Here is a 24043-nt window from a genome sequence, read left to right as displayed (position 1 = left end):
CAGAACTACACAGTGGACGCGAAGCAAAAATAGTTAGACAAGCCCTCGGCCTATTAGTACCAGTCAGCTACACCCGTTACCGGGCTTCCACATCTGGCCTATCAACCCAGTCGTCTACTGGGAGCCTTAACCCCTCAAAGGGGGTGGGAATACTCATCTCGAAGCAGGCTTCCCGCTTAGATGCTTTCAGCGGTTATCCTTTCCGAACGTAGCCAACCAGCCGTGCCCTTGGCAGGACAACTGGCACACCAGAGGTTCGTCCGTCCCGGTCCTCTCGTACTAGGGACAGCCCTTCTCAATATTCCTGCGCGCGCAGCGGATAGGGACCGAACTGTCTCACGACGTTCTAAACCCAGCTCGCGTACCGCTTTAATGGGCGAACAGCCCAACCCTTGGGACCGACTCCAGCCCCAGGATGCGACGAGCCGACATCGAGGTGCCAAACCATCCCGTCGATATGGACTCTTGGGGAAGATCAGCCTGTTATCCCCGGGGTACCTTTTATCCGTTGAGCGACGGCGCTTCCACAAGCCACCGCCGGATCACTAGTCCCGACTTTCGTCCCTGCTCGACCCGTCAGTCTCACAGTCAAGCTCCCTTGTGCACTTACACTCAACACCTGATTGCCAACCAGGCTGAGGGAACCTTTGGGCGCCTCCGTTACTCTTTAGGAGGCAACCGCCCCAGTTAAACTACCCACCAGACACTGTCCCTGATCCGGATCACGGACCGAGGTTAGACATCCAGCACGACCAGAGTGGTATTTCAACGACGACTCCACCATGGCTGGCGCCATGACTTCACAGTCTCCCACCTATCCTACACAAGCCGAACCGAACACCAATATCAAGCTATAGTAAAGGTCCCGGGGTCTTTCCGTCCTGCTGCGCGAAACGAGCATCTTTACTCGTAGTGCAATTTCACCGGGCCTATGGTTGAGACAGTCGAGAAGTCGTTACGCCATTCGTGCAGGTCGGAACTTACCCGACAAGGAATTTCGCTACCTTAGGATGGTTATAGTTACCACCGCCGTTTACTGGCGCTTAAGTTCTCAGCTTCGCCACACCGAAATGTGACTAACCGGTCCCCTTAACGTTCCAGCACCGGGCAGGCGTCAGTCCGTATACATCGCCTTACGGCTTCGCACGGACCTGTGTTTTTAGTAAACAGTCGCTTCTCGCTGGTCTCTGCGGCCACCCCCAGCTCAGGAAGCAAGTTCCCTCACCAGTTGTGGCCCCCCTTCTCCCGAAGTTACGGGGGCATTTTGCCGAGTTCCTTAACCATAGTTCACCCGAACGCCTCGGTATTCTCTACCTGACCACCTGAGTCGGTTTAGGGTACGGGCCGCCATGAAACTCGCTAGAGGCTTTTCTCGACAGCATAGGATCATCCACTTCACCACAATCGGCTCGGCATCAGGTCTCAGACTTAATGTGTGACGGATTTGCCTATCACACGTCCTACACCCTTACCCCGGGACTACCACCGCCCGGGCTGGACTACCTTCCTGCGTCACCCCATCGCTTACCTACTACCACCTTGGACCGGCGGCTCCACCACTCCCCTTTGCCCGAAGGCTCCAGGACGGCTTCACGGCCTTAGCATCAGAGGGTTCGATACTGGGCGTTTCAAAGCGGGTACCGGAATATCAACCGGTTGTCCATCGACTACGCCTGTCGGCCTCGCCTTAGGTCCCGACTTACCCTGGGCAGATCAGCTTGACCCAGGAACCCTTAGTCAATCGGCGCACACGTTTCCCACGTGTGTATCGCTACTCATGCCTGCATTCTCACTCGTGTACCGTCCACGACTGGCTTCCGCCGCCGCTTCACCCGGCACACGACGCTCCCCTACCCATCCCCGCACCCGTTAGGGCTTCACACGGGAATGACACGACTTCGGCGGTACGCTTGAGCCCCGCTACATTGTCGGCGCGGAATCACTTGACCAGTGAGCTATTACGCACTCTTTCAAGGATGGCTGCTTCTAAGCCAACCTCCTGGTTGTCTCTGCGACTCCACATCCTTTCCCACTTAGCGTACGCTTAGGGGCCTTAGTCGATGCTCTGGGCTGTTTCCCTCTCGACCATGGAGCTTATCCCCCACAGTCTCACTGCCGCGCTCTCACTTACCGGCATTCGGAGTTTGGCTAAGGTCAGTAACCCGGTAGGGCCCATCGCCTATCCAGTGCTCTACCTCCGGCAAGAAACACGCGACGCTGCACCTAAATGCATTTCGGGGAGAACCAGCTATCACGGAGTTTGATTGGCCTTTCACCCCTAACCACAGGTCATCCCCCAGGTTTTCAACCCTGGTGGGTTCGGTCCTCCACGAAGTCTTACCTCCGCTTCAACCTGCCCATGGCTAGATCACTCCGCTTCGGGTCTTGGGCGCGCGACTCATTCGCCCTATTCGGACTCGCTTTCGCTACGGCTACCCCACACGGGTTAACCTCGCCACACACCGCAAACTCGCAGGCTCATTCTTCAAAAGGCACGCAGTCACGAGATACCAGCAAGCTGGTATCCGACGCTCCCACGGCTTGTAGGCACACGGTTTCAGGTACTATTTCACTCCGCTCCCGCGGTACTTTTCACCATTCCCTCACGGTACTATCCGCTATCGGTCACCAGGGAATATTTAGGCTTAGCGGGTGGTCCCGCCAGATTCACACGGGATTTCTCGGGCCCCGTGCTACTTGGGTGTCGTACAAGCAAGCCGTACAGATTTCAGCTACGGGGGTCTTACCCTCTACGCCGGACCTTTCGCATGTCCTTCGCCTATCCATACGGTTTCTGACTCGCCCAACAGTCGGCAGACTGCTGAAGTACGATCCCACAACCCCGCATACGCAACCCCTGCCGGGTATCACACGCATACGGTTTGGCCTCATCCGGTTTCGCTCGCCACTACTCCCGGAATCACGGTTGTTTTCTCTTCCTGCGGGTACTGAGATGTTTCACTTCCCCGCGTTCCCTCCACATACCCTATGTGTTCAGGTATGGGTGACAGCCCATGACGACTGCCGGGTTTCCCCATTCGGACACCCCCGGATCACAGCTCAGTTGACAGCTCCCCGGGGCCTATCGCGGCCTCTCGCGTCCTTCATCGGTTCCTGGTGCCAAGGCATCCACCGTGCGCCCTTAAAAACTTGCCTTACAGATGCTCGCGTCCACTATGTAGTTCTCAAGCAACGAACCCTCCCCCACGCAGCTCCACCCAAAGGCGAAGTGTTGTGAGGCCGGCGTCGAGAAGGAACTTTCGTTCCCTCAGGACCCAACAGCGTGCCCGGTACAGTCCCATCACTCATGTTTTCCACGCCGAAGCAGTACTTACCTGAGCAACCAGACCGTGCCGAATAGTCAACGTTCCACCCATGAGCAACCACCGCCGAACAGATGCCGGCGTAATGGCCCTGGACTACTTTCGCAGCCAGAATGCTCCTTAGAAAGGAGGTGATCCAGCCGCACCTTCCGGTACGGCTACCTTGTTACGACTTCGTCCCAATCGCCAGTCCCACCTTCGACGACTCCCTCCCTTGCGGGTTGGGCCATCGGCTTCGGGTGTTACCGACTTTCGTGACGTGACGGGCGGTGTGTACAAGGCCCGGGAACGTATTCACCGCAGCAATGCTGATCTGCGATTACTAGCAACTCCGACTTCATGGGGTCGAGTTGCAGACCCCAATCCGAACTGAGGCCGGCTTTTTGAGATTCGCTCCACCTTGCGGTATCGCAGCTCATTGTACCGACCATTGTAGCACGTGTGCAGCCCAAGACATAAGGGGCATGATGACTTGACGTCGTCCCCACCTTCCTCCGAGTTGACCCCGGCGGTCTCCTGTGAGTCCCCATCACCCCGAAGGGCATGCTGGCAACACAGAACAGGGGTTGCGCTCGTTGCGGGACTTAACCCAACATCTCACGACACGAGCTGACGACAGCCATGCACCACCTGTACACCGACCACAAGGGGGGCCGTATCTCTACGGCTTTCCGGTGTATGTCAAGCCTTGGTAAGGTTCTTCGCGTTGCGTCGAATTAAGCCACATGCTCCGCTGCTTGTGCGGGCCCCCGTCAATTCCTTTGAGTTTTAGCCTTGCGGCCGTACTCCCCAGGCGGGGAACTTAATGCGTTAGCTGCGGCACCGACGACGTGGAATGTCGCCAACACCTAGTTCCCAACGTTTACGGCGTGGACTACCAGGGTATCTAATCCTGTTCGCTCCCCACGCTTTCGCTCCTCAGCGTCAGTAATGGCCCAGAGATCCGCCTTCGCCACCGGTGTTCCTCCTGATATCTGCGCATTTCACCGCTACACCAGGAATTCCGATCTCCCCTACCACACTCTAGTCTGCCCGTATCGAATGCAGACCCGGGGTTAAGCCCCGGGCTTTCACATCCGACGTGACAGACCGCCTACGAGCTCTTTACGCCCAATAATTCCGGACAACGCTCGCACCCTACGTATTACCGCGGCTGCTGGCACGTAGTTAGCCGGTGCTTCTTCTGCAGGTACCGTCACTTGCGCTTCTTCCCTGCTGAAAGAGGTTTACAACCCGAAGGCCGTCATCCCTCACGCGGCGTCGCTGCATCAGGCTTTCGCCCATTGTGCAATATTCCCCACTGCTGCCTCCCGTAGGAGTCTGGGCCGTGTCTCAGTCCCAGTGTGGCCGGTCGCCCTCTCAGGCCGGCTACCCGTCGTCGCCTTGGTAGGCCATTACCCCACCAACAAGCTGATAGGCCGCGGGCTCATCCTTCACCGCCGGAGCTTTTAACCCACCCCCAGGAGGAGGAGAGTGTTATCCGGTATTAGACCCCGTTTCCAGGGCTTGTCCCAGAGTGAAGGGCAGATTGCCCACGTGTTACTCACCCGTTCGCCACTAATCCACCCCGAAGGGCTTCATCGTTCGACTTGCATGTGTTAAGCACGCCGCCAGCGTTCGTCCTGAGCCAGGATCAAACTCTCCGTGAATGTCTCCACGCAAGAGCGGCACCACCGGCCGGAATAAGGCCCGTGGTGCACAGCGTCCTCGCTGTGTAATTGCCTCCCACCAGTTCCCGTCCCGAAGGACCGGAGGGTAGAAGGACTTTTTCAAAGGAACCACCAAACGAAACCCGAATGGGTTCCGCCCGGGGTGTTTTAAGTCTGGCGTTGACTTTTGGCACGCTGTTGAGTTCTCAAGGAACGGTCGCTTCCTTTGGTGCCGTTTCACCGGCGCCCTCCGGGCTTCCCTTCGTGTTTCCGACTCTATCAGACGCTTTCGCGTCCGATTCCCAGTCAGTGGGGGTACTGCAGATCCTGCATTGTATTGCCGTGTTGCTGTCTTGCTTTAGCGTTTCTGCCTTTCGGCTTTCCCGCTGCACCCGACTTTACCAGAAGGTTTCTGTCGGATTTCCCAGCCAATTCGAGTCTGCCCTGGAAACACACGTTTCCTCGGCACTCGTCGAGGCGGTTGTGCCAAGGTACTGGACGCCCTCGCCCCGTGCAAATCGGCTACGCGGGTCCTTCGGCCCTCGGATCGGGTCCGGTGAAGATGCCACACTGAGTGGTCGGGATCGATCACCCGATGGTCGGATCCGCTCGGGCGGAATCCTTACTTCACATGACTTAGGCTGCTCAAGCGGCATCGCCGTCCGGTGACAGGTAGTGACGGCGTCTTTGAGCTCCGCATCTAGGAGGCTTCCCCATGACGATCGTTTCGTCCCCCCTGGCCGGACGTGCCATCGGGCTCGCGGCTGTGCCCGACCCGGTGTTCTCCGGTGCGATGGTGGGCCCCGGCACCGCCATTGACCCCGTGCGCGAGCCTTCGGCCGCGGTCTCCCCCGTCGACGGCATCATCGTCTCCCTGCACCCGCACGCGTTCGTCGTCGTGGACGACGAGGGTCACGGCGTACTGACGCACCTGGGCATCGACACCGTTCAGCTCAATGGGGACGGATTCGAGCTGCTCGTCGCGAAGGGCGACACCGTACAGCGGGGACAAGAGGTCATCCGCTGGAACCCGGCCGCGGTCGAGGCCGCGGGCAAGTCGCCGGTGTGCCCCGTCGTGGCCCTTGAGGCGACCGCCGAAGCGCTCAGCGATGTGGCCGCCGAGGGCGACGTCAAGGCCGGCGCCCCGCTCTTCGTCTGGCAGTAGTTCCCCCGCATTACCGCTGTATCCCCAGGGGGCGTCAACGAGGACGTCGGAAGAATCTGAGCGACGGCATCGATCGTCGCAGTGACCGGAGACAGGTGAGATGGAGACAACGCTGCGAGGCGTCGGTGTCAGCCACGGTGTGGCGATCGGCGAGGTACGGCACATGGGTACCGCTGTTCTGGAGCCCCCGGCCAAGCAGATCCCGGCGGAGGAGGCTCCGCGTGAGCAGGGCCGTGCCCGGCAGGCCGTCGAGGCCGTGGCAGCCGACCTGATCGCGCGTGGGAACCTGGCCGGCGGTGAGGCCCAGCACGTGCTGGAGGCCCAGGCCATGATGGCCCAGGACCCCGAGCTGATGGCCGACGTGGAGCGCCGGATCGCGGTGGGCAGTTCCGCCGAGCGCGCCGTCTACGACGCTTTCGCCTCCTACCGTGCGCTGCTGGCCAACGCGGGCGAGTACCTGGCCGGCCGGGTGGCCGACCTGGACGATGTCCGCAACCGCATCGTGGCCCGGCTGCTCGGTGTTCCGATGCCGGGTGTGCCGGACAGCGACGAGCCGTATGTACTGATCGCCCGGGACCTGGCACCCGCGGACACCGCGCTGCTCGACCCGACCCTGGTCCTCGGCTTCGTCACTGAGGAGGGTGGCCCGACCAGTCACAGCGCGATCCTGGCGCGTGCCCTGGGTGTGCCGGCCGTGGTGGCGATGCCCGGCGCGGGTGAGATCGCCGAAGGCACCGTCATCGCGGTGGACGGCAGCACCGGCGAGCTCTTCGTCAACCCGAGCGCCGAGAAGCGCGCGGAGCTGGAAGAGGCCGCCGCCGCTCGCAAGGCCTCGCTGTCGGCGACCTCCGGTCCCGGCGCCACCTCCGACGGTCACAAGGTGCCGCTGCTCGCCAACGTGGGCGGTCCCGGCGATGTCCCCGCGGCGCTGGAGGCGGGCGCCGAGGGTGTGGGCCTGTTCCGCACCGAGTTCCTCTTCCTCGACGACTCCGCGAAGGCGCCGTCGGAGGAGAAGCAGATCGAGGCGTACCGCAAGGTCCTCGAAGCCTTCCCCGAGGGCCGGGTGGTCGTGCGCGTGCTCGACGCGGGCGCCGACAAGCCGCTGGACTTCCTCACCCCCGCCGACGAGCCGAACCCGGCGCTGGGTGTGCGGGGTCTGCGGTCGCTGCTGGAGCACCCCGACGTGCTGCAGACGCAGCTGCGGGCGCTGGCCAAGGCCGTTGAGGGCCTGCCGGTGTATCTCGAGGTCATGGCGCCGATGGTGGCCGACCGTATCGACGCCAAGGCGTTCGCCGATGCGTGCCGCGAGGCCGGTCTGCGGGCGAAGTTCGGTGCGATGGTCGAGATTCCCTCGGCGGCGCTGCGGGCGCGGTCCATCCTCCAGGAGGTCGAGTTCCTGTCGCTGGGCACCAACGACCTGGCGCAGTACACCTTCGCGGCCGACCGGCAGGTCGGCGCGGTCTCCCGGCTGCAGGACCCCTGGCAGCCCGCGCTGCTCGACCTGGTGGCGGCGTCGGCCGACGCGGCCAAGGCCGAGGGCAAGAGCTGTGGTGTCTGTGGCGAGGCGGCGGCCGACCCGCTGCTGGCCTGTGTGCTCACGGGTCTGGGTGTGACGAGCCTGTCCATGGGTGCGGCGTCCATTCCTTATGTGCGCGCCACGCTCGCGAAGTACACGCTGGCGCAGTGCGAGCGGGCGGCGGCCGCCGCCCGGGCGACCGACACCGCTGACGAGGCGCGCCGCGCGGCGCAGGCGGTGCTGTCCGGCGAGTGATCGCCGGCGTGTGTGGCCGATGCAGGTCCGAGGGGCGTTCCGCCGGTTTCCGGCGGAGCGCCCCTCGCTCGTCGGGGCACGCGTCAGTCGCGTGGCGCCTGTCGCAGCGGCAGGCCGGGCCGGTACGTGACGCCGGGTTCCGGGGGTACCGGTTCGCCGGTTTCGGCGTCGGTGCAGTAGGCGTTGAAGACTTCCGCCTCGGTGAGCGGTTGCGGCCAGCCGTCGCGCAGGGACCAGCCGCGTACCTCGTCCCGTCCGTCGGCGCCGGTGGACCGGACGACGATGCCGCCGGGGGTGTCGCTGACGGCGGCCGCGGCGAGGACCGTGCAGAACACCAGGGCGTCGGCCTCCGCGAAGTGGATCCGGCCGGACTCGGCGCGCTCCGTGGTGAGGACGGCGAGCAGCGGGGTGCCGTCGAGCGGCACGCTGCAGACCACGTAATGGATGCCGGTGCCGGCGGTTTCGATGAGTCCTGTCAGTGCCCGGGAGGCTCGTTCGAAGGCGGTGCTCGCGCGTTCACGGCCCCCGTCGGTGCGGCCTTCCGCGGCGGTGAGGACCTCGGTGGCGCGGTCCCAGGCCACCTGCCGGTCGGCCTCGTGGCCCAGCTGGGCGAGGAGTTGAGGCACCGGCTGCCCGCGGTACGGGACGCCGGGGCCGCCAGCGGTGATGTCGGCGGTGTAGCGGGCGCGGGTGGCGGGGGTGTCCGGGTCCTGGCCGGTGTCGGCGCAGTACTCCGCGTACTCCCCGGGATCGAAGAGGGTGACGGTGACGAACAGCCCCTGGGAGAGCAGCGCGCGCAGCAGGCCGTCCATCTGCCGCAGGTACTGGGGATGGTCCTCGCAGGGGAAGCCGCGGTAGCGGCGCATCGCGGCGAAGTCCCGTTCGCCGGCGAGCAGCGCGACGATGACGGGTGCTTCACGGCGCAGGGCGCGCCGCTGGCTCACCCGACGCGGAACGACACCTCGTGAGCGGTCCTGTGCACGGTCCCTTGAGCGCTCCGGCGGGCGGCCGCCCGAGCGGTCCCGTGAACGGCCGCTCGTCCGGCCGGTGTTCCTGTTCTTCTTCCCGTTCCCGGTGTGTGCCATGGTTCCCCCTCGGCGCGACGATCAGTTGTCACTCAACGTAATCGAAGACACTGACAATCCGGACGGGTTGGTCACCGGCCGTGTGGAGTCGAGGCGCCGCAGCACCATGCGCTTCTGCAGGAAGGCGGTTCCGGCGAGGGCCGTGCCGAGGCCGAGCCAGCCGAGCGGCCCCGCCGCGATGACCGCGGTCGTCATGATCAGCGGTCCCGCGGCGCGTTCGGCGGACTGGGCCAGTCCGTGCACCCCGACGTACGCGCCCTGCGCGTCGTCCGGGGCGAGGGCCACGGACAGTTCCCACGAGACGGTGGCCTGGTACATCTCCACGAAGGTGAAGGCGACCGCGGCGACGAGCATCGCGGTGGTGGCCGCCCAGCGGTCGTCGACGACGGAGGCGGCCACGGCGGCTCCGCCGAGGAAGTAGCAGGCGGCGACATGGCGCAGGGTCCTGGCGGCGAGGCGCGGGGTACGGCCGTGGCGGGAGAGCCGGACCTGGAAGAGCACCACGACGACGGTGTTGATGACGAAGAGCAGGGCGGCGAGCCCGTGCGGGGCGGTGGTGGCGCTGATGATCCACAGCGGCATGCCGACGCGCAGTACCGAGCCGTCGAGGAAGAGCAGGGCGTCGGTGGCGGCGTAGCCGAGGTAACCGCGGTCGCGCCACGGGCCGGTGGGCGATCCCGGGGGGACGGCGGCCGCGGGCGGGCGCTTCGTGGCGGACGAGGCCACCGTCCGGGTGGCGGACGGGGGTTCGGCGCAGCGGGCGACGAGTACGGCGACGACGCAGAAGGACAGTCCGTCGGCGAGCAGGAGGCCGCGGTAGACGGTGGCGCTGCCGAAGGCGAGGCCGACCGAGGCGCCGAGGCCGCCGAGGGTGTAGCCGACGTTGACGACGGTGCGCTGGACCGCCTGGTAGCGGGACCGGTCGGGGCCGGCGACGCGGGCGGCGTAGAGCTTGGTGAGTACGGAGGCGGAGCGTTCGCCGAAGCTGCCGAGCGCCACCAGGGGCAGCAGTTGCCAGAAGCCGTGGGCGGCGAGCATCAGCAGGCCGGAGGCGGCGCGCAGGAGTTGGACGGCGAGCAGCAGCCGGGTGAGGGGGAAGCGGTCGGCGAGCCGGCCGGCGACGGGTGACCCGGCGATGCCGACGGCGCCGGCGAGTCCCAGCAGCAGACCGATCCGGCTCGCGCTGAGGTCCGCGACGACCAGGAAGTACAGCGCCGTGACGCTCAGCCAGAGACCGGACCCGGTCTTGTCCACGAAGTTGATCCAGAGCATCCGGCGGCCGTCGGGCCCTCCCGGAATCCGCGCCGCCATCCCTGTCCCCGTCCCCGGTCGCTTCCGCACCCGTTCCCCCTTGACGCCGTCTTTGTATCAATACATACTTGCGAATGTGGCAACACAATATGCGATCAGTGGTACGACCGCCAAGGGCATTGCCGCGTCCGTCGAGCGGGCGGTGGCGGACGGTTCGCTGCCGCCCGGCAGCGCCATGCCGCCGGTGCGCAGGCTCGCCGAGGATCTCGGGGTCAGTCCTGGCACCGTGGCCACGGCCTACAAGGAGTTGCGGCAGCGCGGCATCGTGCTGACCCGGGGGCGCGGCGGGACGGTGGTCGCCGAGGCCCCCGCCGTCGGGACCAGTGGCTCGCGCCGCCCGCCGAAGACCCCGGAAGGCGTACGGAGCCTGGCCGGCGGCCACCCCGATCCGGCGTTCCTGCCCGATCTGGTGCCGCCGTCGCGGGTGACGCCGGGGCCCGGGTCGCACCGGACCTCGCCCCGGATGCCGGAACTGGAGGCGGTGGCCCGCCGCTGGTTCGAGCGCGACGGCGTACCGGCCGGACACGTGACGTTCGCCCATGGCGCGCTGGACTGCGTCGGCCGGCTGCTCTCGGCCGAACTGCGGCCGGGCGACGCCGTGGCGATGGAGGACCCGGGCTTCCACCGGCTGCTGGACCTCGCCCCGGCGCTGGGGCTGCGCATCGTTCCGGTGGCGGTGGACGAGGAGGGGATGCGGCCGGAGGCGCTGCGGGCCGCGCTGCGCGCGGGGGCCAGGGCGGTGGTGTGCATGCCGCGCTCGCAGAGCCCACTGGGCGCGTGCTTCTCCGAGCGGCGCCGGGCGGAGCTGCTGGCGGTGCTGACCGCCGCCCCCGAGGTCCTGGTCATCGAGGACGACTACACGGCGGACACCTCCGGGGTTCCACTGCACTCCCTCACCACCGGCGGTCTCCCCCGCTGGGCGCAGGTCCGCACCGTGTCCAAGCATCTCGGCAGCGACCTGCGGTGGGCCGCGCTCGCCTGCGACGAGACGTCGCTGGCCCGGCACGACGGGCTGCTGCTGCTCACCTCGGGCTGGGTGAGCCATGTGCTGCAGGAGACGGTGCTGCGGCTGCTGACGGATCCGGCGACGGCGGCGCTGGTGGCGCGGGCCGAGGCCGCGTACACCGCCCGCCGGGAGGCGCTGATCGGCGAACTGGGGCGGCGCGGGATCATCGCGCACGGGCGCAGCGGGCTGAACGTCTGGGTGCCGGTCAGGGACGAGTCGGCGGTGGTCAACGGGCTGCGGTCGCACGGGTGGTGGGTCGCGGGCGGCGCCCGGTTCCGTACCGCGTCGGCGCCCGGGGTGCGGATCACCACGGCGGCCCTGCCGGTGGCGGACGCGGCCCGGCTGGCGGGTGACTTCGCGGCGGTGCTGGGTGAGTCGGAAAGCACCTACGGAGGTTGACGGGTCATCAGTGACTCCGGTCGTGAACCTTGACGCGCACCTGGTGGTCAAGTATTCACGTACTGGGCGGCATTGGTACAGACCTATGGGAGTCCAGTATGCGAAGATCCCTCACGCTCGTCCTGGCACTGTTCGGGACACTCGTCCTCTTCCTCACGCCGCCCGCCGCCGCGGCGGGCGGTGCCTCGGCGGTGTTCGGCAAGACCTCCGACTGGGGCTCGGGCTACCAGGCCCAGTACCGGATCACCAACGGCGGCACCTCCACCCTGACCGGCTGGAAGGTCGAGTTCGACCTGCCGTCGGGCAGCAGTGTCGGCAGCTACTGGGACGCGCTGCTCACCAAGAACGCCTCGCACTACACGTTCACCAACCGGGACTACAACGGCACCCTGGCCCCCGGCGCGTCGGCGGTCTTCGGCTGGGTCGCCGCCGGACCGGGCACCCCGGCCGGCTGCCTGCTGAACGGCGGCTCCTGCGAGGCGGGTCCGCCCGACACCACCGCCCCCTCGGTGCCCGGCGGCGTCACCGTCGGCTCGGCCACCGGCTCCTCGCTCACCGTGCGGTGGACGGCCTCCACCGACAACTCCGGTTCGGTCGCCGGCTACGAGGTCTCCCGGGACGGCGCCGCACCCGTGGCCGTGACCGGTACCTCGTACACCGCCACCGGACTGCAGCCCACCACCGGCTACAGCTTCCGGGTCCGGGCCAAGGACGCCGCGGGCAACACCTCCGCCTACAGCGCGGCCGTCAGCGGCACCACGACCACCGGCGGCGGCCCCGGCCCGGGCCCCGGCACCGTGCACACCGCCCCGTATGTCGACATGGGCGCCTGGCCGACGCCCAGCATGCCCGCCATGGCCACGGCGAGCGGGCTGAAGAGCTTCACCATGGCCTTCATCACCGCCTCCAGCTGCAAGGCCATGTGGTTCAACGCCTATGACCCGCGCGCCGGCTGGGCCAAGGACCAGGTCGACGCCATCCGGGCGGGCGGCGGCGATGTGAAGATCTCCTTCGGCGGCGCCTCCGGATCGGAACTCGCCCAGGCCTGCTCCACCGTCGACTCGCTGTACGCCGAGTACGACGCCGTCGTCAACGCGTACGGCCTGACCTACGCCGACTTCGACATCGAAGGGGCGGCGACCGCCGACCCCGCCTCCATCAACCGCCGCTCGCAGGCGCTGGCCCGGCTCCAGCAGGCGCACCCCGGGCTGCGGATCTCGCTCACCCTGCCGGTGCTGCCCGAGGGTCTGACCGCGGACGGGATCACCATCGTGAAGTCGGCGCGGGACGCGGGCGTCACCCTCGACGCCGTCAACGTCATGGCCATGGACTACTACCGCGCCACGGACTACGGTGATGCGGCCGTCCAGGCGGCGCAGAGCACCCAGGCGCAGCTCAAGACCCTGTACCCCGACAGGACCGACGCCCAGCTGTGGGCGATGACCGGCGTCACCCCGATGCTCGGCCAGAACGACGACGGGCACCTCTTCGACCAGGCCGACTCCCGGCAGCTCGTGTCGTTCGCCCAGGGCAAGCACCTGGGGATGCTCGGCTTCTGGGAGGAGACCCGCGACCGCAACGCCTGCAACGGGGCGTTGTACCTGTGCACCAACGTCCCGCAGTCGCCCTACGAGTTCTCGAAGATCTTCGCCCAGTACACCGGGTGAGGGCGGCGCCGTGCTGACGCGGTCGGCCGCGTCAGCACGGCACTCGCCGTCAGGCCTTAGGCCCGGCGGTCCTGTGCCAGCCGCTCGTAGAAGCGCAGCACCTCGATGTCGTCGACGGAGCCGGGGTTGACCGTCCTGTCCAGCGCCGCGCCCTGCATCAGGCGCTTGACGGGGACCTCCAGGCGCTTGCCGGTGAGGGTGTGGGGCACCGCGGGGACGGCGATGACCTCGTCCGGGACATGGCGCGGGGAGAGCTCGGCGCGGATCACGTCCTTGATGCGGCCGCGCAGCGCGTCGTCGAGCGCGGCGCCCTGCGTGAGGTGGACGAAGAGCGGCATCCAGTAGCCGCCGTCCGGCAGCTCGACGCCGATGACGAGCGACTCGCGGATCTCCGGGAGGCGTTCGACCGCCTCGTAGATGTCGGCGGAGCCCATCCGGACGCCCTGCCGGTTGAGGGTGGAGTCGGAACGGCCGTGGATGATCACGGTGCCGCGCGAGGTGATGGTGATCCAGTCGCCGTGCCGCCACACGCCGGGGAACATCTCGAAGTAGCTCTCGCGGTAGCGGGCGTCCCCGGGGTCGTTCCAGAACCGCACCGGCATCGACGGCATGGGGTTGGTGACGACCAGCTCGCCGACCTCGTCGATGACCGGCCGGCCGGACACGTCCCACGCCTGCAGATCGGTGCCGAGACCCGCGGCCTGCAGTTCCCCGATGTGGACGGGGAGGGTGGGAACGCCGCCCGCGAAGCAGCTGCACACATCGGTGCCGCCGCTGACGGACGCGATCCAGACGTCCTCCTTGACCTCCTCGTGGATCCAGCGGAATCCGTCGGGCGGCAGCGGTGAGCCGGTCGAGGCGACGCACTTGACCGCCGAGAGGTCGAAGTCGTGTCCCGGCCGGACCCCGGCCTTGCGGCAGGCCATGACGTAGGCGGCGGAGGTGCCGAAGACGGTGGCACCGGTCCGCTCGGCGATCCGCCACTGCGCGCCGGTGTCGGGGTAGCCGGGGCTGCCGTCGTAGAGCACGACGGTGGCGCCGGCCAGCAGGCCCGACACCAGGAAGTTCCACATCATCCAGCCGGTGGAGGTGTACCAGAAGAAGCGGTCGCCGGGACCGAGGTCCATGTGCAGGCCGGTCTGCTTGAGGTGCTCCAGCAGGATGCCGCCCTGGGACTGGACGATGGCCTTGGGCAGGCCGGTGGTGCCCGAGGAGTACAGCACCCACAGCGGATGGTCGAAGGGCACCTGCTCGTACGTGGGAGCGGTGTCGTCCGAGACGACGGTGTCCCACTCCAGTGCGCCGTCCGGCGCCGGGGTGCCGAGCAGCGGCATGTGGATGACGGCGCGCAGCGAGGGCAGTTCGGCCCGCAGTTCGGCGACGCTGTCCGTCCGGTCGTGCTCCTTGCCGCCGTAGCGGTAGCCGTCGACGGCGAACAGAACGACTGGTTCGACCTGCTGGAAGCGGTCCAGGACGCTGCGGGCGCCGAAGTCCGGGGCGCAGGAGGTCCACACGCCGCCCACGGCGGCGGTGGCGAGCAGGGCGACGACGGCCTGCGGGATGTTGGGCAGATAGCCGCTGACGCGGTCGCCGGGGGCGACGCCGAGGGCGCGCAGCCGGCCCGCGACGGAGGCGACCTGCCGGCTCAGCTCGGCCCAGCTGGTCTCGGCGATTTCCGGCCGTTCGTCCAGATGGACCAGCGCGGGCGTGCCGGCGCGCTCCGGGTCGAGGGCCGGACGCAGCGCGTGCTCGGCGTAGTTGAGGGTGGAGCCGGTGAACCACTGGGCGCCCGGCATGGACGCGTCGGCGAGCACGGCCTCGTAGGGGGTGGAGAACCGCACCTGGAACCACTCCGCGACGGCCCCCCAGAAGACCGCCGGCTCCCGTACCGACCAGGCGTGCAGCGCCCGGTAGCTCGCGAGCGGGTCCGCGGGATCGCCGGCCGGGGCGCCGTGGTGCTCGGCGGCCCAGACCTGGAAGTGGGTGATCCGCGCGCCGGCGACCCGCTCGGGGCCGGGGGTCCACAAGGGCTCCGGGGCGTGGGCGGGCTCGGTCGTGGTGCTCATGGGGCGGCTCCCGGACGGTACGACGAGACGGGTACGGCGACACGTCGCTCTGTGTGCGGCTGGACCCTGCGCGGGCGGAATGTCCTACGGCAGGGCTGGGCAGGACGATGCCATGTGATCGTCTGCGGCGCCAGGGCGGGACCCCCACAACGGGGAATGCCGCGATGTGGTTCACCTACAGGTGAACGCTGGCTGAACGCGCGGTACGGCGGCCGGGAGCAGTGGAAGGGTGGGCGCCATGGATTCTCGGGACCTGGTGCGGTCGGTACGGATGGTCGGGTCCGCGAACGGCCTGCGGACCCTGCGGTCCGCGTGGCGCAGGCAGCGCACCGACGGGCGGGACCTGCCGCGGCGGGGAACGGAACGGGCCCGGGTGCCGGGTCCCGCGCAGGGGGTGGAGCCGCTGCCGGGCGGCGGGGTGGTGCGGTTCACCCGTTCGTCGCTGCGGGTGCGGGTCGCGGTGGGCGGCGCGGTGTTCTGCGGCTGGGACGGGGCGGAGCCGGAGCCGTCGTACGCACTGGCCGGGGAGTGCCCCGCGGTGGACACCCGGGTGGAGCTGGAGAGCGACCGCAACGGGGACGGCTGGCGGGTCGTGTCGGAGCGGGTGACGGTGCTGGTCTCGCGCCACGGTGCGGTGGAGTTCCGTACCCCGGGCGGCGTCCTGCTGCGCCGCGATCTGCCGCCCCGCTGGTGGGATCCGGCGGGCCGGGAGCCGGGTGACCGCACCCGCTGGGTGCAGCGTTCCGAGACCGCCGCGGACGCGTGCGTGTTCGGCCTGGGCGGCCGGTCGTCGGGACCGCGGTTGCGGGAGGGCTCGTACCGGCTGTGGAACACCGACCCGGGCGGTTCCTTCGGCCCCGGCGACGACCCGCTGTACATCACCATGCCGGTGCAGATGGTGGTCGCGGACGCCAGCTGTCATCTGGTCTTCCACGACAACACGTGGGACGGCCACGTGACGCTGCGCGACGGGGAGGAGGGCGCCGGCTCCGGGCACGACCGGCCGGGCGGCCGCGAGCTGCGGGTCGACGGCGGGCCGCTGCGCTACTGGGTGCTGACCGGCTCGCCGGCCCGGATCCTGGCGGGCTGGACGGCGCTGACCGGCCGGCCCGCGCTGCCGCCGCGCTGGGCGCTGGGCTACCAGCACTCGCGCTGGGGCTTCGGCGACGAGCAGGAGGTCCGCAGGGTCGCGGCGGGCTTCCGCGAGCGCGGGCTGCCGCTGTCGGCGCTGCACCTGGACATCGACCACTACGACGGGCACCGGGTCTTCACCGTGGACCGGGAGCGGTTCCCCGATCTCCCCGGGCTCGCCGCGGAGCTGCGGCGCGACGGGGTGCGGACGGTGTCGATCGTCGACCCGGCGGTGAAGGCGGAGCCGGGCAACCCGGTGTACGACAGCGGAACGGCCGCCGGGGCGTTCGTACGGGACGCCCGGGGCCAGGAGGTGCGCGGCGTGGTGTGGCCGGGCGAAGCGGTCTTCCCCGACTTCACCGACGCGCGGGCCCGCAAGTGGTGGGGAACGCTGTACGCGGAGCGGCTGGCGCAGGGCTTCGCCGGGGTGTGGCACGACATGAACGAGCCGGTGTCGTTCGCCGCGTTCGGCGAGCCGACCCTGCCGCGGTCCGCCCGGCACGCCCTGGAGGGGCGCGGCGGCGACCACCGCGAGGCCCACAACGTCTACGCGCTGACGATGGCCCGGGCCGGCTACGAGGCGCTGCGGGAACTGGAGCCCGACACCCGGCCGTTCCTGCTCTCGCGCTCCGGCTGGGCGGGCATGCAGCGGTACGGAGGGACGTGGTCGGGCGATGTGACCACCGGCTGGTCCGGGCTGCGGGCCTCGCTCTCGCTGGTGATCGGGCTGGGGCTGTGCGGGGTGCCGTACTCCGGGCCCGACGTGGGCGGGTTCACCGGATCACCGTCCCCCGAGCTGTATCTGCGCTGGTTCCAGCTCGGTGCCTACCTGCCGTTCTTCCGCACCCATTCGGCGATCACGGCGGGGCGGCGGGAACCGTGGGAGTTCGGGCCGCGGGTCGAGGAGCACGCGGCGGCCGCGCTGCGGGAACGGCGGCGGCTGCTGCCGTACTTCGACACGCTCGCCCACGTGGCGCGGCGTACCGGCGCACCGTATGTCCGTCCGCTGTGGTGGAACGATCCGGAGGACCGCAAGCTGCGTGGCTGCGGGGACGCCTTCCTGCTGGGCGACGCCCTGTTGGTGGCCCCGGTCCTGGAGCGCGGCTCGGTCACCCGCGCGATCCGGCTGCCGCGGGGCCGCTGGTACGACACCGCGACCGGCACCGCGTACGAGGGGCCGGGCCAGATCCTGCTGGACGCGCCGCTCGGCCGGATCCCGGTGCTGGCGCGGGCCGGCGCGGTCCTGCCGGTGACGGGCGACGACGGCGCCGTGGAGCTGGAGGTGTGGGCCCCGGTGGCGGGGCGCACCGGCGGCGGGATCGTCTTCACCGACGAGGGCGACGGCTGGGCCGCACCGCTGGTGGAGCGCTTCACGACCCGGCTGGCCGACGGTCAGGTGGTGGTGGAGCGCGACGGGGAGGACGAGGTGGGCCACCGGGTGCGGGTGCGCGGACTGCCGGAGTGACCGGTTGACCGGTTGACGGGGCGACGGGGCGACGGGGCGACGGGGCGACGGGGCGACGGTCTCAGCGGGCTCCGCGCCGGGCTGTTCTGTCGCCGTCGCCACCGTGTCCGCCGTGTTCGCCGTACCCGCCGTCGAACCAGCGGCGGACCGTCAGGGTGTGCAGCGGGAACGCCAACTCGGCCGGCTCGTACAGCACTTCCCAGCCCTCGGTCTCGTCGGTGGCAACCGAGGCCGGCAGGTCGGCCGCGTCCCGGAGCGGCAACAGCCCGAAGACGAGCAGGAACCCGCCCTCCGCGTCGGTGAGGGTGTCGGCGAGAACGGGGTCGGCCGCGGCCACGATGCCGGTCTCCTCGACGAGCTCCCGCACCACGGCCTGCTCCCAGGTCTCACCGTGGTCGATGAAGCCGCCGGGGAGGGCGAGCAGGCCGCGGCCGGGCTCGATGGTGCGGCGGATGACGGCGAGTCCGGTGCCCGTGTCGTCGCGGACCGGGAGCAGCGCGATCGCGACCGGCAGCGGGTTGCGGTAGGCGGTGGCGCCGCAGGCGGCGCAGGTCCGCGGCCATCCGGCGGCGGGGCCGAACGCCGTTCCGCAGGAGGAGCAGTGGGAGTCCTTCTCACGATCGGGCACGCCGGGACTGTATCCGATCACCCGTCCCAGGAGCATCAACTCCGGTGACACCCGCCCGCGTCACCGATCCGCGACACTGTTCCGCGTCATCGACCACGCCTGACATCCGTCCCACACATCCGTCCGACCGCTGGAGGACCCATGCCACGACTCACCACCGTGCTCCGCACCCTCGCCGTGTCCGTCGCCACGCTGATCGCCGTCACCGCGGGCACCGCCGCCGCTCCGGCGCAGGCGCGTTCAGGTGACGGGACCGGGGGCGGCGGGCCGAAGGCCCCCAAGGCGTTCGTGGCGCTGCGGGACGTCGACCCGACGATCCTCCAGGAGATGCGCTACGCCACCCCGCACAACTTCGTCGGGGTGCCCATCGACGGCTACCGGCAGCCGATCTGCCTGCTGACCCGGCCGGCCGCCGAGGCGCTGCACGCGGCTCAGTCGAAGCTCTTGCGCCGCGGGTACTCGCTCAAGGTGTACGACTGCTACCGGCCGCAGCGCGCCGTCGACCACTTCGTGGCGTGGGCCAAGGACCTCGACGACCAGCGGATGAAGAGCGAGTTCTATCCGCATGTCGACAAGTCGCGGCTGTTCGAGGACGGTTACATCGCGGCCAAGTCCGGGCACAGCCGGGGCAGCACCATGGATGTGACCATCGTGCGGCTCTCCGGCGGGAGCGTCGACATGGGGACCCCGTTCGACTACTTCGACACGCTCTCGCACACCCTCGACCCGCGGATCCAGGGTGTGCAGCGGGAGAACCGCCTGCTGCTCAAGGGCACCCTCGAAGGACTGGGGTTCGTCAATCTCGCCGAGGAGTGGTGGCACTACACGTACACACCGGAGCGGTTCCCCGACACGTACTTCGACTTCCCGGTCTCCCGGCGGTCCCTGACGTCCGCGTACGTCGGCCCGTAGGACTCCAGCGCGACGGGTGCGGACAGCGCCCCGCCGACGGCGGCCGACCAGGCGTCCGGGTCGGCGCCGGGGGTGTCCCAGACGGCCGGCCGGGCCGTCTCCAGACGGGCCGTCAACGCGGCCTGCCTCCCGAGATCGCCGGGGGCGCCGGCCGGCAGGTGTTCGACGAGCCGGCCGTCCATGCCGTAGGCGCGGGCGATCCGCAGTCCGGGACAGCGGGCAGGGGCGTCGAGGTGGGTGACGGCCAGCGCGTCCACTCCCCCGCAGACCTCGACGGCGTAGGCGTGCGCCACCGCGTCGAAGTGCCCGGTGCGGAAAGCGCCCTGCCAGCGGCCGTGACCATTGTGCGGTTCCGGCAGTTCCCTGGCCAGTTCCGGGTCCTCGGTGACGAGCGGACCGGGACCGTGCCGGGTGGTGTAGGTGCGCACGACGCCGAGCCGCAGCGCGGTGCCCGCGCCGCCCGCCTCGGCCAGCAGCGTCTCGGCGTTGGCGAAGGTGGTGGTCGACCATGTCGTGTACGGGTGGAAGCCGTGCCACTCGTCGAGGAGGACGCCCTGCGCCCCCTCGAAGACGACCGGCCCGTCGGCCAGCAGCCGCGCGAGATGCCCGTCGCCGGCGAGGGTGACCGCACGGGCGAAGGCCGCGAAGGCGTCCGCGCAGTGCTCGACGGGCGGCGCCGGCAGCCGCCCCAGCTCGTCGGACAACCGGTCCCGCAGCAGGGCGAGTTTGCGCAGCAGGCGGGGACGGGAGACGCAGTCGCCCACCCGGGGCGCGTCCTCGGGGTGGGCGAGCGCGTAGGCCGCGGTCTCGCCGATGCCCATCCCGCACGAGCCGTGCCGCTCCCCGCCACGGGCCTGCTCGCGCAGCCGGTTGGCGGCCGCGTGGTACGGCGTGGTGAGCGCGGCGTCCCGGTCGACGGTGAGCAGCGCCAGCGGGTCCCGGACGCCGAGCGCGGTGAGGTGGTCCGCCTCGGCGGCCAGGGCGAGCGGGTCGACGAGCATGAAGCGGGACAGGTACGTGGGTGTCCCGTGCAGGGTGCCGGAGCCGAACTGGGCGAAGGTGTGGTGGCGTCCGTCCGGGGTGACGACGTTGTGCGCGGCCTGGGCGCCGCCGTTGAAGCGGACCACCGCCCGGACCGGCTCCGCCGAGCAGAGCCGGTCCACGACGGCGCCCTTGCCCGCGTCCCCGTAGCCGAGGTCGACGACGATGGTGTGCATTTTCCCTCCGGGGGTCGTTCGGTCAACGGCGCAGTGGTCGTCCGGCGCAGCCCGGGTGCGAAGGTCGGGGGCCCGCCGGGGTATCTCCTCGGGCGGCGAACGCGCGTGTCCGCTCGAAGGTGCGGGTCGCGTTCGTTCGCCGCCCTGCGGGGACACCCCGCCGTGCCCCCTCCGGCGCGTCCCTGTTCAGCTCACAGACGCGTTGTACCCGCGGCTCCGGTGGTGGTCACGCCGTCGATCAGGGGGGCGCCGGCGGCCGGGCCGGTGGCGCGGTCGCGGCCGATCGCGGCGAGGGCCTTGCCGACCGAGGCGCCCGCGTCCGAGCCGACGTCGTCGAGGTCGGCGAGCCCCTCCGCGAGGTCGATGGCCTCCTCGCCGAGGCCGATGGTGAGCGCGATCGTCTCGCAGACCGCGTCCAGGTCGTCGAGTTCGATGACGTTCTGGCCCAGCAGCTTGCGCCACAGACCGAGGACTTCGGTGTTGCCGACGTACGAGGACCCGGCCGGGAGGATGTAGTACACGTCGAACTTCCGGCGCAGCTCGGCGATGATCGCGGTGATCGGGATGTCCTCCCGCAGGTCGTCGCCGATGACGTCGCGGACCTCGCGGGCCTTGACCTTGCCGTACGGCATCTCGTCGCCGATGAGGAACAGGTAGCCGCGCCGGCCGCGCTTCTCGTGGCAGTCGATGGAGGTGTGCCGGGCCATCGCGTACATGGCGAGCTCGTACGATTCGGTCATCTGCCCGCCACCGCCGCCCTCCAGCAGGATGTTGCCGAGGTCGTCGTCCATCCGGTTGTCGGACTCGAACTGGCCGAGCTGCAGCGGCACCCGGTCGCAGGTGGCGTCGCCGACCGCGCCGAAGAGGATCTGCGGGTGCTCGACGTAGCCCTTGCGGAGCAGCAGCCCGAACAGCTCGGGCAGTTTGGTCTGCAGCGTCTGCGGGACGGACCGCATCGAGCCGGTCACGTCGAAGAGCACCGAGATGGCGACCGAGGCGGGGTGCTCCGCCGAGTCGCGGCTCTCGCGGACGGTGAGGTCCTTCGGGTCGAGGGACGGGTGCGCCGTCCAGGAGCCGCGCGGGGCGGACGAGGTGACGTGGTCGCTGTACGCGAAGGCACCGGCGCCGGATGCGGCGCGGTAGCGTGCGGCGGCGTCGTAGACGTTGGTCGACCAGCTTCCGCTGCCCATGGTGTTCCCCCTTGTTGATGTGCGTTGATGTGTTCGGGTGTGCTGGCTCGGGTGTGGTTGTCGGTTTGTCGCTATGCGGCCGGCATCGTGAACGGGCGGAAGGTGCGCGGCCCGTAGAGCCGGTCCAGGAGCTCGTCCAGCTCGGCGAGCAGCCGCCACGCGTCGTGCGGCCGGCCCGCCTCCCCCGGGAGCGTGCAGCCGCGGATGAAGGCGGCGAGCGGCTTCGGGGTGCGCTCCCCCATCAGGTGTTCCATGCAGCGCGCCGCGAGGTGGAGGTCGGTGGCTTCGGTGACCGGCCTGCGGCCGGGGATCTCGGGCGGGTAGCGGTCGCGGTGCCGCTCGATGAGGACCGGCGCCGTGGTGCCGGTCGCGGTCGCGTAGCACCAGTCGACGAGCACCAGCCCGTGCAGCCCGGGGTGGATGAGGACGTGTTCGGGGAAGACCGCGCAGTGCACCAGCCGGGCCCGGTGCGCCCAGCCGAGGGCGACCAGCAGCCTGCGCCACATCCAGACGGCGTCCAGCGGGTCGAGGCCTCCGGGGTACGCGGCGGCGACCTCGGCGAGGCTGTGGAAGCCGTCCAGCGGTTCGAGCGCGTTGACCCGGCGCTCGGTGCCGCCGGTGTCGCGGTGCCGGAACGTCTCGATCAGCCGCGGGGCGTAGGCGCGGTGGCGCGGTTCCGCCTCGGTGTCGAGGCGGGTCAGCACGGCGGCCTCGTGCTCGATCAGATCGTTGTCGTACGGCTGCAGCGGGATCTTCAGCAGCGCGTCGTGCCGCGTCCCGTCGGCCCGCCGGTACGAGGCGCGGCGCAGTACGGCGAGGTCGCCGGTGGCCTGCGGGTCGCCGAGCAGGTACGTGTGCCGGCGGGTGGTGACGGTGAGGGGTGCGGGGTCCCCGGCGTCGAGGTACTCCCGCCACTGGCCGGTCAGGGCCAGGAAGGCGGCAGAGGCCTCCGGCCGGCGGCCGGGCGGCGCGGTGTCCGGGTGCAGCAGCCGGGCGAGCCGGCGGTGCAGCCGGGTGGCGGCCGCCCGGTCCTCGGGGAAGCCGTGGCGCAGGGCGTCCAGTGCCTGGTCGAAGCTGTGGACGGCGCCGCTGGTGACGGTCATCGCACGGTCTCCTCGCGGTCCGGGCGCAGCAGGGCGGGGTGCAGGAGGCGGGCGTCGCCCGCGCGGTAGAGCCGGGCGCGGGGGCCGCCGCGGACGCTGCCGTGGGTGGCGGTGCCTCCGGTGGACTCGACGAAGCCGGGGACCGAGAGCACCTTGCGGTGGAAGTTGCCCGCGTGCAGGGTCGCGCCCCAGACGGCTTCGTAGACGGCGCGCAGTTCGGAGATGGTGAATTCCTCGCCGAGGAAGGCGGTGGCCAGCGGCGTGTACTCGATCTTCGAGCGCGCGCGGTCGAGGCCGTCGGCGAGGATTCCGGCGTGGTCGAAGGCCAGCTCGGGGGCTACGGGCCGGCGGCCGGGACCACCCCCGTGGGCCCCGGACCACCGGCCCTGTTCGTTGGGACGCGGGTCCGCGGCGTCCGGTTGCCATCCGGGTTCAAGTTCCGCGACGGAGATCCACGCGGCCGCCGCGGCGTCGCTGCCGGCCTTCGCGTCCGGGAGATCGGGAGCGAAGGCGAGGTGCGCGACGGAGACCACGTGCATCCGCGGGTCGCGCTCGGGGCGGCCGTACGAACCGAGCTGTTCGAGGTGCACCCGGCCGAGTCCGTCGGCGGCGTCGAGGCCGGTCTCCTCGGCGAGTTCCCTGGCCGCGGCCTCGCCGAGCGATTCGCGTCCGGCCCGGACGAAGCCGCCGGGCAGCGCCCAGGCGCCCTCGAACGGCGGCCCGCCCCGCCGGACCAGCAGCACATGGAGGGCGCCTTCGCGCAGCGTCAGGGCGACCACGTCGACGGTGACGGCGATCGGGTCGAAGGCGCGCGGGTCGTAGGCGGCGAGGAAGCGGTCCTCCTCCTGCTGCGGTGCCATGGCTGCCCTTCGTCTAGTTCTTCTCACCTTGAGTAATTCTCTGTTCGAGAAGAACTTAGCACCGCCCTCTGACGACGTCCAGGGGATTCGGGGCC

General features: G+C 69.4%; 14 protein-coding genes and 2 rRNA genes. 6 read left to right on the top strand and 10 right to left on the bottom strand.

What is annotated here, in order from left to right:
- Positions 1–33 precede the first annotated feature (33 nt).
- Together LNW73_RS29450 and LNW73_RS29445 are read right to left on the bottom strand one after the other, a co-directional pair.
- A 23S ribosomal RNA gene (locus tag LNW73_RS29450) occupies positions 34–3156 on the bottom strand.
- Positions 3157–3447: 291 nt separating this feature from the next.
- Positions 3448–4972, bottom strand: a 16S ribosomal RNA gene (locus LNW73_RS29445).
- The 16S and 23S rRNA genes sit together here, the layout of an rRNA operon.
- A gap of 715 nt (positions 4973–5687) precedes the next feature.
- On the opposite strand from LNW73_RS29445, the gene LNW73_RS29440 reads away from it, so the two are divergent.
- Together LNW73_RS29440 and ptsP are read left to right on the top strand one after the other, a co-directional pair.
- The gene (locus LNW73_RS29440; RefSeq protein ID WP_250991977.1) at positions 5688–6137 is read left to right on the top strand and encodes a PTS sugar transporter subunit IIA; all 450 of its coding nucleotides are present in this window, start codon (positions 5688–5690) and stop codon (positions 6135–6137) included.
- 100 nt (positions 6138–6237) lie between these two features.
- Positions 6238–7908, top strand: coding sequence for a phosphoenolpyruvate--protein phosphotransferase (gene ptsP, locus LNW73_RS29435; RefSeq protein ID WP_164298974.1), 1671 nt, complete (start codon positions 6238–6240; stop codon positions 7906–7908).
- Between the two features lie 83 nt (positions 7909–7991).
- Here the strand turns inward: ptsP and LNW73_RS29430 are convergent, their stop codons facing one another.
- The gene (locus LNW73_RS29430) at positions 7992–8852 is read right to left on the bottom strand and encodes a hypothetical protein (RefSeq protein ID WP_250991976.1); all 861 of its coding nucleotides are present in this window, start codon (positions 8850–8852) and stop codon (positions 7992–7994) included.
- A 162-nt stretch (positions 8853–9014) separates the two neighbouring features.
- The gene (locus LNW73_RS29425; protein ID WP_250991975.1) at positions 9015–10265 is read right to left on the bottom strand and encodes an MFS transporter; all 1251 of its coding nucleotides are present in this window, start codon (positions 10263–10265) and stop codon (positions 9015–9017) included.
- Positions 10266–10380: 115 nt separating this feature from the next.
- On the opposite strand from LNW73_RS29425, the gene LNW73_RS29420 reads away from it, so the two are divergent.
- The gene (locus tag LNW73_RS29420) at positions 10381–11709 is read left to right on the top strand and encodes an aminotransferase class I/II-fold pyridoxal phosphate-dependent enzyme (RefSeq protein WP_250991974.1); all 1329 of its coding nucleotides are present in this window, start codon (positions 10381–10383) and stop codon (positions 11707–11709) included.
- 98 nt (positions 11710–11807) lie between these two features.
- A complete protein-coding gene (locus tag LNW73_RS29415) occupies positions 11808–13376 on the top strand; it encodes a cellulose binding domain-containing protein (protein WP_250991973.1) in 1569 nt (522 codons plus the stop codon).
- Between the two features lie 56 nt (positions 13377–13432).
- On the opposite strand, the gene LNW73_RS29410 is transcribed toward LNW73_RS29415, so the two are convergent.
- Complete coding sequence (locus LNW73_RS29410) at positions 13433–15442, bottom strand: acetoacetate--CoA ligase (protein ID WP_250991972.1); 2010 nt, start codon at positions 15440–15442, stop codon at positions 13433–13435.
- A gap of 238 nt (positions 15443–15680) precedes the next feature.
- Between LNW73_RS29410 and LNW73_RS29405 the strand changes: the two genes are divergently transcribed.
- Entirely contained in the window at positions 15681–18038 is a 2358-nt protein-coding gene (locus tag LNW73_RS29405) for a glycoside hydrolase family 31 protein (RefSeq protein WP_250991971.1), read from the top strand.
- A gap of 61 nt (positions 18039–18099) precedes the next feature.
- Here the strand turns inward: LNW73_RS29405 and LNW73_RS29400 are convergent, their stop codons facing one another.
- Complete coding sequence (locus tag LNW73_RS29400) at positions 18100–18702, bottom strand: NUDIX domain-containing protein (RefSeq protein WP_250993079.1); 603 nt, start codon at positions 18700–18702, stop codon at positions 18100–18102.
- A 105-nt stretch (positions 18703–18807) separates the two neighbouring features.
- Here LNW73_RS29400 and LNW73_RS29395 point away from each other — a divergent pair, with 105 nt between their 5' ends.
- Positions 18808–19578, top strand: a complete 771-nt coding sequence (locus LNW73_RS29395; RefSeq protein ID WP_250991970.1) for a M15 family metallopeptidase — start codon at positions 18808–18810, stop codon at positions 19576–19578.
- Here LNW73_RS29395 and LNW73_RS29390 read toward each other — a convergent pair.
- The 4 genes from LNW73_RS29390 to LNW73_RS29375 all read right to left on the bottom strand — a co-directional run bounded on the left by LNW73_RS29390 (position 19488) and on the right by LNW73_RS29375 (position 23948).
- A complete protein-coding gene (locus LNW73_RS29390) occupies positions 19488–20795 on the bottom strand; it encodes an adenylosuccinate synthetase (protein WP_250991969.1) in 1308 nt (435 codons plus the stop codon). The genes LNW73_RS29395 and LNW73_RS29390 overlap by 91 nt on opposite strands.
- A 191-nt stretch (positions 20796–20986) precedes the next feature.
- Positions 20987–21985 carry a hypothetical protein gene (locus tag LNW73_RS29385; RefSeq protein WP_250991968.1) on the bottom strand — a complete coding sequence of 333 codons (999 nt, stop codon included), beginning with the start codon at positions 21983–21985 and terminating at the stop codon, positions 20987–20989.
- A 71-nt stretch (positions 21986–22056) separates the two neighbouring features.
- The gene (locus tag LNW73_RS29380) at positions 22057–23088 is read right to left on the bottom strand and encodes a molecular chaperone DnaJ (protein WP_250991967.1); all 1032 of its coding nucleotides are present in this window, start codon (positions 23086–23088) and stop codon (positions 22057–22059) included.
- Positions 23085–23948 carry an NUDIX hydrolase gene (locus LNW73_RS29375; protein WP_250974705.1) on the bottom strand — a complete coding sequence of 288 codons (864 nt, stop codon included), beginning with the start codon at positions 23946–23948 and terminating at the stop codon, positions 23085–23087. The genes LNW73_RS29380 and LNW73_RS29375 overlap by 4 nt, the downstream gene beginning before the upstream one ends.
- Between the last annotated feature and the right edge of the window lie 95 nt (positions 23949–24043).

Source organism: Streptomyces sp. RKAG337 (assembly GCF_023701715.1).
Classification (GTDB): domain Bacteria; phylum Actinomycetota; class Actinomycetes; order Streptomycetales; family Streptomycetaceae; genus Actinacidiphila.
This window is presented reverse-complemented; position numbering and strand designations above follow the sequence as displayed.

Bases quoted from the DNA above. Each gene is read 5' to 3' on its own strand.
- LNW73_RS29440 (WP_250991977.1), top strand. From the start codon at position 5,688: ATGACGATCGTTTCGTCCCCCCTGGCCGGACGTGCCATCGGGCTCGCG.
- ptsP (WP_164298974.1), top strand. From the start codon at position 6,238: ATGGAGACAACGCTGCGAGGCGTCGGTGTCAGCCACGGTGTGGCGATC.
- LNW73_RS29425 (WP_250991975.1), bottom strand. From the start codon at position 10,265: ATGCTCTGGATCAACTTCGTGGACAAGACCGGGTCCGGTCTCTGGCTG.
- LNW73_RS29415 (WP_250991973.1), top strand. From the start codon at position 11,808: ATGCGAAGATCCCTCACGCTCGTCCTGGCACTGTTCGGGACACTCGTC.
- LNW73_RS29410 (WP_250991972.1), bottom strand. From the start codon at position 15,442: ATGAGCACCACGACCGAGCCCGCCCACGCCCCGGAGCCCTTGTGGACC.
- LNW73_RS29405 (WP_250991971.1), top strand. From the start codon at position 15,681: ATGGATTCTCGGGACCTGGTGCGGTCGGTACGGATGGTCGGGTCCGCG.
- LNW73_RS29400 (WP_250993079.1), bottom strand. From the start codon at position 18,702: ATGCTCCTGGGACGGGTGATCGGATACAGTCCCGGCGTGCCCGATCGT.
- LNW73_RS29395 (WP_250991970.1), top strand. From the start codon at position 18,808: ATGCCACGACTCACCACCGTGCTCCGCACCCTCGCCGTGTCCGTCGCC.
- LNW73_RS29390 (WP_250991969.1), bottom strand. From the start codon at position 20,795: ATGCACACCATCGTCGTCGACCTCGGCTACGGGGACGCGGGCAAGGGC.
- LNW73_RS29385 (WP_250991968.1), bottom strand. From the start codon at position 21,985: ATGGGCAGCGGAAGCTGGTCGACCAACGTCTACGACGCCGCCGCACGC.
- LNW73_RS29380 (WP_250991967.1), bottom strand. From the start codon at position 23,088: ATGACCGTCACCAGCGGCGCCGTCCACAGCTTCGACCAGGCACTGGAC.
- LNW73_RS29375 (WP_250974705.1), bottom strand. From the start codon at position 23,948: ATGGCACCGCAGCAGGAGGAGGACCGCTTCCTCGCCGCCTACGACCCG.